The sequence below is a fragment of the Parapedobacter pyrenivorans genome, assembly GCF_014636865.1.
Taxonomy (GTDB): domain Bacteria; phylum Bacteroidota; class Bacteroidia; order Sphingobacteriales; family Sphingobacteriaceae; genus Parapedobacter; species Parapedobacter pyrenivorans.
Genome location: NZ_BMER01000001.1, coordinates 2,898,903 through 2,913,550 on the forward strand (window position 1 = coordinate 2,898,903; position 14,648 = coordinate 2,913,550).

Genomic DNA, 14,648 nt, shown 5'->3' on the forward strand with positions numbered 1-14,648 from the left:
CCTGTCGTTTCTATACCGATATTAGGAACAATTATGCCCGATCGTTACGAATACCTCGCCCAGCTCATTGCGAATTATCTCCGGCAGGAGTTAACGGCCGAAGAACAGCGCGCGTTGAATGAGTGGCTGGCTGAGCGCTTAGAAAACCGAGAATTTCTCGATGGGCTCAACGATACCCAACACTTATCTCAGAAGCTGCAAATTTTCCACGCGGTTGAACGAACGCGGCTATGGGAACTTACGCAAAGAAAGCTAGAAGCTGATCAGGTTATACAAACATCAGAAGAAGAACATGATGTGCCCTCAAAGACGCACATATTGCGAAGATGGATGCCTTATGTTGCTGCGATGCTCCTTGCGACTTCCGTCGTCACATGGTTTTATGTTAACGACCGTGCCCCGTCAAAATCTGAAACCGTGAGCATACCATCAACGGATGTTCCACCCGGAGGCAACCGCGCCACGCTCACCCTTGCGGGTGGTCGGACCATAACATTGGACGAAGCCCGGGATGGTATCGTCATCGGGGATGGTGAAATAACCTACAACGACGGGGATCCCCTCGCGACCCTGAAGCCCGGTGAAAGCGGACGCTCGGAAAAAGAGGATGTGGTAGCAGAGGGAGAAATCGTCTTTTTAGAACTAACCACTCCTAAAGGCGGCACTTACCAAATTACCTTGCCTGATGGTACACGTGTGTGGCTCAATGCTTCATCCACGCTGAAGTATCCCAGTCGTTTCACGGAAAAAGAACGTGTAGTCGAGCTAGCGGGTGAGGGATATTTTGAGGTAAACCGGCAAAAAGACATCCAATCCAAGTTTTTGCCGTTTAAAGTGATAACGAACGGACAAACAGTAGAGGTATTGGGTACAAAATTCAATGTCTCCGCATACCCTGATGATGAGGAGGAGAGGACAACACTCGTTGAAGGGGCTGTACGTTTGTGGGGCGGAACCGGCGGTGAGCACATAACACTCGTTCCTGGCGAGCAGGGGACGTTGGTGAACGGAAACATTGCTAAAGCACCAGTAGATACCGATCAATACACTGCTTGGATGAACGGGCGTTTTCATTTTAACCATACTTCGTTTGATGAGATGATCCGTCAGGTTGCCCGGTGGTACGATGTCGAAGTGACATATAGGGGAACAATACCGCAGGAAACATTTACCGGTAAGATGCAGCGGGATTTATCGTTGCTGACCATATTGGACTTGCTTAATATTTCTAACGCGAAAATTAAACTGGAGGGCCGCACATTGATTGTCCAGTAGAATACACCAGAAACACTTACAAATAAAAACCAATTACAAACTTAAAAGCAAAAATATGGACAAAACGTAACCATTGAAACGCAAGAAAGGGAAGCGCTACCAACACCTCCCTTCTTGTTCAGACAGCACCAATAGTAACCAAATTATTAAAATTAGCAGATCAGCTATCTAACGTACAAACGTAATGATAAATTATGTGTTTCACCCATTGGGCGGGGAAAAAAAGCTCAATGTACTTAACCGATTATTCCGAATTATGAAATTGATATCGCTGTTTTTAGCGATTGCTTGCCTACATGTAAGCGCGGAGTCGCTGTCCCAGACCGTCACGCTGAATGTTAAGGAGCAGCCCATTACCAAAGTATTTGCTGCCATTGAGGCGCAGACCGGTTATTTGATTATTTACAACGATCAGTATGTGAAACCCAACTTGCTGGTTTCCCTGAATGTGAAGAATCAACCACTGGAAGTGGTATTGAATCAGGTGTTGACCCCCCGATCATTAGTCTACAAAATCAAAGACAAGACAATTGCGGTGAGAGGAAGCACGAGAAATAAGGAAAATTTACCAATTCAGCATCAGCAGGTAATCAGCGGCCGTGTTACGGATGAACAAGGGGCGGCACTTGAAGGGGTAACCGTACGGGTGAAAGGCACGAGCACAGCCACTACGACCAATGCAAATGGCGACTATAGCATCCATATTCCGGGCGCTGGGGCGAAGCTAACATACACTATTTTAGGGTTTGAGGCTGTTGAGCTTGATGTTGCGAATCAGCCTTCAATCAATGTTTCGTTAAAAGCAACGGTGAGCAACCTGGACGAGGCGGTCGTAGTGGGGTATGGCACCATGAACAAGCGCGAAATTGTGGGAGCTGTAGGCGTTGTGCCAGTAGAAGATATGAAAAGGGCACCCGTAGTCTCTTTTGACCAAGCACTTGCAGGTCGAGTTGCGGGGGTTGAAGTGCGCGCCGACGATGGCCAGCCGGGAGCTCCGATAAACATCATCGTCCGTGGTGGAAACTCCATTACGCAAAGTAATTCTCCATTATACGTGGTCGATGATTTTCCATTGGAGGATAATGAGAACAATTCCATTAATCCGGCCGACATTGCATCGATTGTTATTCTTAAGGATGCGGCAGCAACCGCTATCTACGGTTCTAGAGGAGCAAATGGCGTGGTCTTAATAACAACTAAACGGGGGCAGGAAGGTAGAGCCAAAATCGCGTATGACCTTACGAGCGGTTTTCAATCAAATACCAAAAGGATCGAACTGTTAAGCCCATACGAATTTGTAAAACTGCAACTGGAAATCAACAACGAAAGTGCTACATTAAACTACCTTTCTGACGGTAAAACACTGGAGGATTACCGAAACCAACAGCCAATCGACTGGTATGGTAAGATTTTTCAGAACTCCAACATGACAACCCATAACCTGTCCGCTTCAGGAGGCACGGCAAAAAGTAAATACGCCGTTTCCGGATCTTACGCCAATCAAGATGGTATCATCCTTAATTCGGGATTTAAGCGATATCAGGGCAGGGTGGCTTTCGATCACCAGCTCACCGAAAAATTGAAGTTGGGATTAACCTTGAATTATGCCGACTACAACACCTATGGAACGGTAGTGAACAACATTGATCAATCGGGCGTGAGTGGCCCTTATATGTATAGCGTGTGGAGCTACCGGCCTATTGAAATTCCAGGGCAATTAATCGATTTCGAAGACGAATTATTTGATCCGAACACCGAAACGGGAGGTGGATTTAATGACCGGAGGGTAAATCCGCTTATTCAGGCGCAGAATGAAGTGAGGAGGCGAAATACCAGCAACCTTTTCACCAGTACATTTCTGGAGTATACGATACTTAAGGGACTCAAGGTGAAAGTGACAGGCGGATTTAGCAAAAATCTATCACAGGATATTGCGTTTAATAATTCCAAAACGCGCACAGGAAGTCCTTTATACCCCCTTAGTTTAGGGGTGAATGGTAAAAACGTCAATTTCGAAAATCTCAATTACGTAAACGAGAATACCATTACGTATACACGCTCATTTGATCAGCATAAGCTGAATGTAGTTGCCGGATTCAGCCAACAACGGCATAGCACTTCGTCTTCAGGAATAGAGGCTCAGCAACTGCCAAATGAAGCGTTGGGTATCAGTGGCTTGGACCAAGGGGTTGCACGGAATATCATCGCAACGAGCTCTGCAAACCGGTTGCAATCGGTGTTTGGAAGGGTTATATACGATTATAAATCCAAATACAGCATCCAGGGGATTCTGCGGGGCGATGGCTCGTCCAAATTCGCTGCTGGGAATCAATGGGCGTATTTCCCGTCCTTGGGCGTCAAATATGCGCTGATTGAGGAAGGTTTTATGACCCGTATGCCCTTCATTTCCGATGCCGTGCTGCGAGCTAGTTTTGGTTATTCCGGCAATAACAGGGTTTCCGATTTCGCTTACCTCACGTCGATAGGCTTCCCCTTGGGAAATGCCTATTCGTTTGGGCACACCACTCCCGTTTACGGCGCAGCAGCTACCGGAATAGGCAATCCCGATCTGAGATGGGAAACGACTAAGTCGGTCGACGTAGGCGTAGAATTGGGTTTTTTGGATAATAGAATATCGTTAATCGCAGATTACTACAATAAGCGTACCTACGATTTGCTTCTGAATGCACAGATTCCCGGAACAAGCGGGTTCACCACGGCATTCAAGAATATTGGGGCCGTGCAAAACAGGGGTTTTGAATTTACGTTGAATACCATCAACATTAATTCGAAATCGTTTAACTGGACTAGCAGTTTTAATATTTCGTTCAACCGCAACAAAATCCTTTCCCTCACGGAAGGTCAGGAGAGTATTGTTTCGACCTCAGGTGGGCCGTTTGGCGGCGTGCCTAAATATTTGGCAAAGGTTGGGTATCCGGTTGCATTGTTTTACGGGGCGATTTATGACGGCGTTTATCAATACGAGGATTTTTATCAAACGGCAAATGGATCATATGTCCTAAAAGATGAGCTGCCAGCCAACGGGACAACAAGATCCGGTATCGCACCCGGTCATGCGAGATACCGAGATCTAAATAACGATGGCAACGTAAATACAGACGATTTTACCGTAATCGGCAATCCCAATGCAGACTTTGTAGGCGGTTTTAACAACAACTTTACATTTCGCGGTTTTGACCTGGGTGTGTTTCTCCGGTTTTCTTACGGCAACGACGTGTTGAATGCAAACCGGATTATATTCGAGGGGCAAGACAATTTTACGGTCAATACCAACATGTACGCTACGTACGCCGATCGTTGGTCGCCAGACAACGTGAATTCAACCATCCCGACCCGAGCCGGCCGCGGCCCGCAATATTGGTCTACTAGAATCGTCGAGGATGCATCGATGCTACGGCTAGGTGTGGTTTCTCTTGGATATACCTATACCGGCAGACTGATGAGCCGGTTGAAAATGTCGTCCGTCCGATTCAGTTTTGCAGCGAATAATTTGTATACATGGACAAATTACTCGGGGTTGGATCCTGAGGTCGCCGTCAGGAGTACCAACCTGACGCCAGCGATGGATTATTCTGCCTATCCGCGAGCCAGAACAATGGTATTCGGACTAAACGTAAACTTTTGAACATTGAAATAGTACGATTATGAAAAAGCGCTTTATATTTTTTCTAGTCTTCTTTGCGGGATTTCTATCCTGTAAGAATAATTTGACATTGGAGCCGACTGATTTTATTGCTCCCCAATATTTTTACAATTCGGAAGAGCAATTAAACCAGTCACTGATCGGCGTTTATAACATTTTGCAAGCACCATCCTTATATGGATTGTCGGGATCGGCCATTTTATATTACCAGTGGCTAGCATCGGTAGACGAAGGATTTAACCTCAGTGGCAGTACGAACATTCCGCAGAAATATGATTACAATTCCTCTTATCTGGGTGTCACCGACGTGTGGAATAGCCTGTATCGTGGGATAGACCGGGCGAATAATCTAATAGCTAATATTGAGAAACCTGAAATGGACGAAACGGAGCGGGCGATTATACTGGGCCAGGCTAAGTTTCTCCGTGCGTATTACTACTTCATGTTGGTAAGCAATTACGGTGCGGTGCCCCTACTTGTAGAACCTACTGTCTCTGTGAATGAACTTTTTGTTGAACGGACACCGGCAACAACTGTATATGATTTTGTAACCAAAGAAATGGAAGAAGCGGAATCGATGGTACGACCGATATCGGATTATGATCATAGTGGCCGCGTAAGCCAATCGACGGTTCAAGGGATGCTCGCACGGGTAAATTTGTTTCGGGCGGGCGAACCCTATAACGAAGTGGAACGATACAGTGAGGCTTTGAAGTGGGCAAACAAGGTAATCAACTCCGGCCTGCACGAGCTTAATCCAGATTATAGCCAGGTGTTCATTAATTACATCCAGGATAAATACGACACCAAGGAAAATCTCTGGGAAGTGGAATTCTATACCACCGGTGTAGGTGATCTTTTCAGTCGTCACGGTGGCTGGGGCTTTATAAACGGCATTCGTCAACAGGACGTCAATCTCGGCTTTTCCAACGGCGGCCTGCAAGCTCATCCTAAACTATTCAACTTGTTTGATCCACACGATACGCGCAGGGATTGGTCCATTGCTCCGTTTCAGTACCAGAATGATCGCGGCACAGTTAAAGTCTATTGGCGCGATAACCAGCTGTTTGATCGGCGTGTGGGCAAGTGGCGAAGAGAATATGAATTAACGGAGCGGAGGATAAATAATTTTACGTCAACGAACTACGCCATTTTGCGGTATTCGGATGTACTGTTGATGGCTGCCGAAGCAGAAAATTTCATCAATGGTCCTGAATCTGCCTATCAGTACGTAAACGAAGTGAGGCAGCGTGGATACGGAAAAGATGCCCACGGACAAACACTAAGCAGGATAACGATCACGAACGGCGGTACTAATTATACGGAGCCCCCTACCGTCACGATTAGCGGAGGTGGGGCAACAGCCGACGCTACCGCTGTGGCTAGTGTTTCTGAAGGGGCCGTAACCAATATTGCTGTTGTAACGCGAGGAGCATTTTACGAAACGGACCCAATTATAACAATCGAAGGGACGGGTTCCGGGGCGACAGCCACTGCAACAATTTCAATTGTTGGCGATGAACTATTGAAACCCGAGGAATATGCTACAAAGGCCGATTTATTAAAGACCATACAGGATGAAAGGTCAAGAGAACTCGCGTTTGAGGGGCACCGCCGTTATGATCTGATTCGCTGGGGGCTGCTCGTGTCAACCATGAAGGAGTTGGCTAGTGAGATTGAGGCGACAGCACCGAATAATTATAAACCACTTACGATCGCTGGGCAGAATATTTCGGAAAAGCACATTTACATTCCCATCCCACTGCGAGAGCTCACGTTAAATCCAAAATTAGTACAAACTGACGGTTGGTAATAGCATAAATAAAATCTAGTAGAGATGAAATACATATTATTCAATATCGCTATAATACTTAGTCTATCCTGTTCAAAGGATGTAATCATAGACACTTCCTTCTCCGTAACAAGCCCCAAGACTACCTATCGGGTCGGAGAACCGGTGGAATTTAACATTTCGGGTAACCCCGGTATGCTGACATTTTTCTCTGGAGAGATGGGGAAGCGACATGATTTCGTAACGCGTAAACAGGCAGATGGCGTACCAGAACTACAATTCACTTCCCTTCTTGGAAATGTTGGGCAGTCCAATACGTTGGAGATCATGGTGTCAACTAATTTTAAGGGGATTGGTCAAGCCGAAGATGAAGCCGTTACCGCTGCAAATATCCTTGCAGCAGACTGGATTGATATCACGGACCGTGCTACGCTGTCCGACGGCGTTTCAACACCTTCGGGAAAAATTGATCTTTCGGATTTTGCCGCCAATGAAAGGCCCATATTTCTGGCATTTAAGTATCGGGCCGTCAGCGGGTCGGCACAACCGAAGTGGACCATTTCGGGGCTAACGGTGGCCAATCAGTTGGCGGATGGCACGAAGTACACCCTGGCGAATTTAGGTAACTCCGCGATTTCCAATTATGGTGTTTCAACCACAATAAGTCCGGGATGGCGGGCAGCCAAGATCAGCAATACCTATGGTTGGACGAGCAGTTCTGCGGCGTTGACTATTGCAGGCGCCGCTACTGCCGATGCTGCTACCGAGGATGCTGAGTCATGGGTACTGAGCGGCCCCATCGATCTTAAAAGGGTTACCCCCGATTTTGGCGTGCCTATTAAAAACCTAAGCTCAAAAATTGAAGGCTATACGTATACGTATTCATCAATCGGAACTTTTAAAGCAACGTTCGAAAGTTACGCGAAGACAACTTACCAAAATGACACCGAAAGGCAAACGATAGAGATTACGATTACGCCCTAGCATTGTTAATTACGCAATAAAACATCATGAGAAAAAATGAAATGAGCAAGGTCTCCTTGAGGGGAGACTATTGCCGGAACCGCTACGCTTACGCTTTTACGTTACTGTCTGTGTTGACCGTATCATTTCAAGCCTTGGCGCAAAAAAAGGCAGATCAACCTAAGGTCAAGGATAAGATAATTGTAAATGTCGCTGCAGATGCGATCGTGGCATGGCCCAGCTGGCGTAAGGACATAGACTCCCTGGATCGGGACGAAATCGTGTATACCTTAAGAAATTACATTGATGAATATGCCAAGACGCAGGTGACGACCATATTGTATAATGTCAATTATCAGCGCGCTGCTTACGATAGCAAAGTCATGACGCCGTACTGGGATCTTCCAGCCGGTGTTACAGCCACAAGTTGGGCGCTGCCCCACGCCAAGTTGCGTAAAAAGCAAGTCGACCCATTCGAGGTTTGCATCAAACGGACTAGAGAGCAAAACATGAGTCCATGGTTGTCCATCCGGATGAATGACCATCATTATTGGGACGATAGTACCAAACTCAGTTCGTTTATCCTCGAACACCCGGAATACATGCTGTATCCTACGGCCTTCATGAATTATGGAAAAAAGGAAGTCAGGGATTTTTACCTGGCGTTGATCAGCGAAGCACTCGATAAATACGATGTAGATGGGATAGAGCTGGACTGGATCCGAACTCAAACGCTATTCAAGGACGGGACCCAACAAGATTGGATCGCGATCGTTAACGACTTCATGCGACAAGCACGGGAGCTCGTCAATCAAAAGGCAGCTAAACGTGGTCATCCGATTCGGATAGCCACGCGGGTACTTTCCACACCCGAAATCAGTGAATCTTACGGCCTGGATGGGGTTGCTTGGGTAAAAAATGGATGGACCGACATGTTGATTCCCGCGAACTGGCATAATCCGACAAACTTCGATATCCCCTTAGAGCTATGGCGGAAACTGATTGGTCCAAACCACGATTATGTGCTGGCTCCGTCGGCAGATATGTATTACTCCTGCCAGCGCGATCCGTACGGCAAAACGTTCAGATTCGATTTGGAGTCGATGAGAGGGTTTGCGTTGAGTGCGTTCAATCGGGGTGCAGATGCGATTTACCTATTCAATCATTTCAACCGGCGCGACTACGATCGGAAAGTGATCGAATCGGATGGCTCAACTTATAAAATCAATGACAGGACGGCTATACTCACCGAAATCGGCTCGGCCGAAACCGTCAATAGCACACCGCGAAGACATCCATTAACCTACCCTTCTCCGGCGGGGAGGAACAAAGAGACCGCATCGCTATTGCCCGTCGATCTGACCGCGGCTGAACAATCGTTCACGTTGTATACCGGGCCGAAGACAGCCAATGCGGACTACGTCGTACTAGCCGGACTTGAGTTGATGGAGGGCTATGAGACAGCCAAAATACAAGTCAAAGTAAACGATGTGCTGACAACGGTGCTGCCGGATGTGACCAGGGCAAACGGTACTGTCTATACGAAAACCAAAAAGTGGGAACAGGTTGGCAACGTAGCTGATGTTGCGCCACGGGTGATGCGCTTTAAAATCGATCCAAAAGCGGTGAAGGCAGGGTACAACACGATCAGTTTGGTTAACCCGAACGGCGATCAGCAGAAACTCATCTGGCTGGAAGTGAAGGTTGAAGCCCAACAGGAAAGTCGGTCGGTGGCTACGCCGAAATGAGCATGCGGAATGATAGGGGAAAGCACGTACCACTGGATAAACGTTGACCATGGCTAGTATCATTATAAAGAACTACCGCTGGTTGATTGTGTCGTTGTTATTCGTCGCAACAACTATCAACTACCTCGACCGGCAGATCATCGGGCTACTGAAACCGACCCTGGAAAAAGAGTTCAATTGGTCGGAAACTGATTTCGCCCATATCGTAATGGCTTTCACGGCTGCGTACGCAATCGGCTTGCTGGTTTTCGGCCGACTGATCGATAAGGTCGGTACCAAATGGGGATATGCGATCAGTGTAGTGGTATGGAGTGTGGCAGGTATGTTGCACGCGGTAGCTAGGGGTGTCTTTGGTTTTGCGGCTGCACGTATTGGTCTTGGCATCGGCGAAGCAGGTAATTTTCCTGCCGCAATGAAAGCTGTTGCTGAATGGTTTCCCAAAAAAGAGCGTGCACTGGCTACGGGCATTTTTAATGCGGGTACAAGCATCGGTGTTGTAACCGCGTTGTTTATGACACCTTGGATTCTTACCCACTATGGCTGGCAGGAAGTGTTCTGGATCACCGGGTCACTTGGTTTCGTATGGCTGATGGTGTGGTGGTGGTTGTATGAGGTGCCGGCCGAGCAGAAGCGGCTATCCGCGGATGAGCTGAAACTCATCCAAAGTGGCCAGACCATGGCCGAAACGGAAACCGACCAAAAGCCGATCAAATGGGGAAGGCTGTTTTCCTTTCCGCAAACGTGGGCATTTATCACCGGCAAGTTGTTGATCGATCCCATCTATTGGTTTTTCCTATTTTGGTTACCTTCGTATTTCTCTTCCACATTTAGCCTAGACCTTACTAAGCCCAGTCCCGAACTGATGGTCATCTATGCGGCCACAACCGTAGGCAGCATCGCCGGAGGGTATTTTTCATCACTATTGGTCAAAAGGGGGTGGCGTACGCTAAACGCCAGAAAGGCGGCTTTGTTGGTGTTTGCCATCTTGGAAACGTCGATTATCCTCACGCAATTCGTGACGGACGTATGGATTGCTGTGGCACTCATCAGTGCCGCCGTAGCGGTACATCAGGCCTGGGCAACCAATATCTTTACGATGGCTTCAGACATGTTCCCGAAGAGCACGGTCAGTTCAGTAGTGGGAATAGGCGGGATGGCCGGCGCCGTAGGGGGGATTTTATTTCCTATGCTGGTTGGCTACCTGCTCGACGCTTATAAGCTGCAAGGTAATTTGTCAGGAGGGTACAACCTGCTGTTCACCATTTGCGGGATGACCTATCTAGTTGCCTGGGCAATCATTCATGTTTTAACCAGAAGCGCATCGAGAATCGATGCATTCGACCAAAAATTTAATCACTAAAAAAGAATAGAACAATGAGACACTATGTAATCCTGATGATTTTTCTTGCATGCCTGGTCCATCATGATGGACGTGGCAGTACCACGCATGATAATCCGCGACACCCGAATAATAGCGTACAGCTAAAAACACCGACACTAAGTCTGGTCTGGAATAAAGAAGCAGCAGGTTGGCGCATCACCGGAATTAATGTGAACAATAAACAACTCCAGGTTCCGAGTGGGCTGTATACCATTCTTTACCTGAACTACCATCCCTCTGGGGGGCGCGTTGATCAAGACGTGGAAGGCCAGGATCATTCATTCTATCCAAGCGATGTAAAGACATTGGCTGACGGCGCACTGGAGTTTAGCCAGCAACTGAGTATCGGTACCGTCGTTGCAAAATGGAGCACCGACAAACGCTTTTCCTCTGATATTTTAGTGGAATTACGTGTCAAAGCTGACAAAGATGGATATTTCTCCCTCGCCACGCCAACGGTTGCGGCTGTGGAGCCCAGAGATATCGCCTGGGGGATGGTACCGGGTTCGTGGTACGGAAGGGAACTGCAATTAAATCCAGATCTTGCTGTGAAGTACAGCCAGGGGCTGCCTGCCACACCGGTTTTATCGAAGGAGAATTCGACGATGACGTTTGCGCCCACGATCAGTACCACCAATGGGATTACGTTTGCCGTGGTACCAAACCCCGGAACGGGCGCTGATCCCTGGCCAAAGGACTCTGCAGACCGGCAAACCAATAAGTTGGGAGTGTCGACGATGAATCGCCACAATGAGGTAACGCCAACGGCGTATGCGCCAGTACTGGGTCGGGAAGGCTCATACTTAAAAAAAGGACAGGAAACCACGTTTAAATTTCGATATACCATCCAAGACTCGGATTGGTTTCAGGTATTTAAACATGCTGTCATGAATGTTTATGATTTCGGTTCGCTTTTGCAAATTCAACAACAAAAGGAGTCCTTGGCGAGTCGGTTGGAACGCATGCAGGTATTCCTTCGGGATGAAAAGCGGTCGAAATGGCGGACTTGGGACCACCACGGTAAAGTGATTGGCGCAAATGGGTCGAAGAACGCTGATGTTGGCGCGATGTTGCTGCTGGCGAATAATGGCCATGATTCAACGATCCAAAGCCGTATCCCTTTTGTGAGGAATTACAAATTAGTGCAACAACAAACCGGAGATGGCTTTTTCCAACATGCTGCACTTGGTGAATATCCTTTTGAGGACAGTTTCCCGGTCGGTGAACAATTTCCTTTTGCTTCCGAAGTAGGTAACTGGGTCGAACCGATTTATACAACCTATTACACGCTGATGGATATGGGAAATATGCTGTTGTTCAATCCGCAGGATGAAACACTTAAAGACCGCGTCCGGCTGGCGGGCGAAAAGCTGATTTCATGGCAACACGAAGACGGATCCTGGGAGGTAGCTTATGACCGTTTGACCCTGAAATCACCGTTTCCAACATTGAAGGATTATCGTCCAACCTGGTACGGCTTGTTGATAGCGCATCGGATACTAAAAGATGAACGGTATCTCGAAGCAGCAAAAAAAGGAGCCGATTGGCTCATAGAAAATGGGGTTAAAAAAGGATACTACCTCGGCGTATATGGAGATTCAGGCAACCAATGGGACTTTGCAACCGCGCAATGTGCACAGGGCTTTTTGGATCTGTACGATATAAGCGGTGACAAACGTTATCTCGACGCCGCAATCGAGGCAAGCCGTGTTTTTGCGACGTCGATATTCACGCATCCCGTAGCAAGTAAGAAAATTAAGACGGTGAATGGGAAACAGTATGAGGACTGGGAAATCAACCAAACCGGACTAAGTGTGGAACACATTAATGGGACAGCATCCGGAGCCGGGCCAATTTTGATTTCAAGTTATGCAGGGTTATTTGTCCGTATTTACGAGCAAACGGGCGAATCCTTGTTTCTGGACATGGCTAGGGCGGCATCCCGTGGGCGCCATGCCTTCAATGATGAGCCTTCCGGACAGGCGATTTACTACTGGACCCGAGTGGTAAACCCCAAAGGAGGAGCCAGCGAATTCCCGCATCATGCATATTGGCAAATTGGCTGGATCACAGACTACCTGCTTTCGGAAATGCGCATGCGATCGGAAGGAAAGATCGAGTTCCCACGTGGATTCATGACCCCTAAGGTCGGTCCGCATGTATCCTATGGTTTTGCAACAGGCAATGTTTATGGCAAAAAGGCCGACATTTTGCTAAGCCCCGGTTTGCTGACGTCCGATAACCCGTATATCGAATACCTGTTGGCGCATGACGAGGAAAAGAAGAAGCTATACATTATGCTCTTGAATCAATCGCTGGCACCCCAGCAGGCCACGCTTGGTATTGACCTTGCGAACCTTTCCGTGAAGAATAAGCGGATCTCCAAAGTGGAATTATTAGGACAACCTGCCGACATAACGAGGACAGGCAACCAAGTCAAGTTCGATCTTCCAGAATGGGGTGTAAATGTAGTTGAGGTTTCATATCGGTAATATACAACGAAATATGTCAAAAATAGCTCATCTTTTGCGGAACCTGTGCCTGTTAAGTATTTGCCTCGGCGCACCGATGCGCAGTATAAACGCGCAAGCGCAGCATGAGTTCGAATTGCCGGCGCCGTTCCATATGCGGGGTGGCTTACCGAATTTTTTCGACAAAGTAAAGAATCGGATTGGAAGCGAACTTTGTGTGGCGTATATCGGCGGGAGTATCACCGAAGCAAGGGATGGTTGGCGGGAGTTGACATATCATACGCTCCGGACCTCATTTCCGCACAATACGTTCAAACATGTCGATGCCGCAATTGGCGGAACAACGTCCACCCTGGGCGTTTTCCGCATGGATCAAGATGTCTTGCGGCACAAACCTGACTTGCTTTTCGTGGAGTTTGCCGTGAATGACTCTCCGCTGCCACCCGACGTGATTTATCGTTCCATCGAGGGGATTGTGAGAAAGACCTGGTCGGCCAATCCGAATACCGACATATGCTTTGTATACACCATTACAGAAACAATCGTAGATAAGTTCCGGGAAACGGGGCGCTTTCCCCGTGCCGCCGAAGCGATGGAGCAGGTAGCGCAGCACTATGGCATCCCATCCATTCATATCGGAGTGGAGGTTGCCAAGTTGCGCGAAGCCGGGGACCTGGTTTTTACCGGGAACCCCGGCGAGCACCCTGGTAAAATCGTTTTCACGGCGGACAAAGTGCACCCACTGCCTGCCTCTGGCCATCCAATCTGTGCACATATCGTGATGAAGCACCTGATGGAGATGCAGGGTCGGAACGCAAGCCATAGGCATGAGTTGAAAAAACCGTTCGTATCAGACAATTGGGAAAGTGCTAAAATGCTTTCCCTAAGTGAGTTTGATGAAAATAAAGACTGGGTCAAGCTGGAACAGGACCATCCAGTGCAAAAGCAGGTAGCTTCATTTATCCCTGCGCTGTATAAGGCCGTCCCCCCTGATGCGACGATCCGCATACGATTTGAAGGTAACGTATTGGGGTTTTATGATGTGATCGGGCCGGGAAGCGGTATACTCGACGTAAATGTCAACGGCAAGGCGTCTGAAGTAACCCGATTTGATAACCATTGCATTCACTATCGGAAAACCTTCTTTTTCCTAGACGGATTGAATGATGGCGTTAACGATGTTACGATTAAGGTGTCAGGCAAAGAATTCGACAAGGCGGCTATTCTGCTGCAAAATCCCAGAAAGCTAACAATGGACGATCCTGCACGATTCGCAGACAATGCATGGTTCCTTGGCAATATATTGATGGTGGGAAAACCGATCGCTATCAACTTCGGTGATTAAGATAAATTT

At 47.8% G+C, this 14,648-nt stretch carries 8 protein-coding genes; all 8 read left to right on the plus strand.

Annotation, left to right across the window (positions count from 1 at the left end):
* The first annotated feature begins 33 nt into the window (after positions 1 to 33).
* The 8 genes from IEV98_RS11480 to IEV98_RS11515 all read left to right on the plus strand — a co-directional run bounded on the left by IEV98_RS11480 (position 34) and on the right by IEV98_RS11515 (position 14,639).
* On the plus strand, positions 34 to 1,275 hold the full coding sequence (locus IEV98_RS11480; RefSeq protein WP_188505965.1) for a FecR family protein: 1,242 nt from the start codon (positions 34 to 36) through the stop codon (positions 1,273 to 1,275).
* Positions 1,276 to 1,531: 256 nt separating this feature from the next.
* Positions 1,532 to 4,921 carry a TonB-dependent receptor gene (locus IEV98_RS11485; protein ID WP_188505966.1) on the plus strand — a complete coding sequence of 1,130 codons (3,390 nt, stop codon included), beginning with the start codon at positions 1,532 to 1,534 and terminating at the stop codon, positions 4,919 to 4,921.
* 19 nt (positions 4,922 to 4,940) lie between these two features.
* Positions 4,941 to 6,752 (plus strand): RagB/SusD family nutrient uptake outer membrane protein, encoded by a 1,812-nt coding sequence (locus tag IEV98_RS11490; RefSeq protein WP_188505967.1) that lies wholly within the window; start codon positions 4,941 to 4,943, stop codon positions 6,750 to 6,752.
* Between the two features lie 24 nt (positions 6,753 to 6,776).
* Entirely contained in the window at positions 6,777 to 7,715 is a 939-nt protein-coding gene (locus IEV98_RS11495) for a DUF5017 domain-containing protein (protein WP_188505968.1), read from the plus strand.
* A gap of 26 nt (positions 7,716 to 7,741) precedes the next feature.
* Positions 7,742 to 9,442: a glycoside hydrolase family protein gene (locus IEV98_RS11500; protein ID WP_188505969.1), complete on the plus strand. Its 1,701-nt coding sequence runs from the start codon at positions 7,742 to 7,744 to the stop codon at positions 9,440 to 9,442.
* 49 nt (positions 9,443 to 9,491) lie between these two features.
* Positions 9,492 to 10,802 carry an MFS transporter gene (locus IEV98_RS11505; protein ID WP_188505970.1) on the plus strand — a complete coding sequence of 437 codons (1,311 nt, stop codon included), beginning with the start codon at positions 9,492 to 9,494 and terminating at the stop codon, positions 10,800 to 10,802.
* Positions 10,803 to 10,816: 14 nt separating this feature from the next.
* The gene (locus IEV98_RS11510) at positions 10,817 to 13,315 is read left to right on the plus strand and encodes a glycerophosphoryl diester phosphodiesterase (protein WP_188505971.1); all 2,499 of its coding nucleotides are present in this window, start codon (positions 10,817 to 10,819) and stop codon (positions 13,313 to 13,315) included.
* A gap of 13 nt (positions 13,316 to 13,328) precedes the next feature.
* Positions 13,329 to 14,639 (plus strand): SGNH/GDSL hydrolase family protein, encoded by a 1,311-nt coding sequence (locus IEV98_RS11515; protein ID WP_188505972.1) that lies wholly within the window; start codon positions 13,329 to 13,331, stop codon positions 14,637 to 14,639.
* Positions 14,640 to 14,648 lie beyond the last annotated feature (9 nt).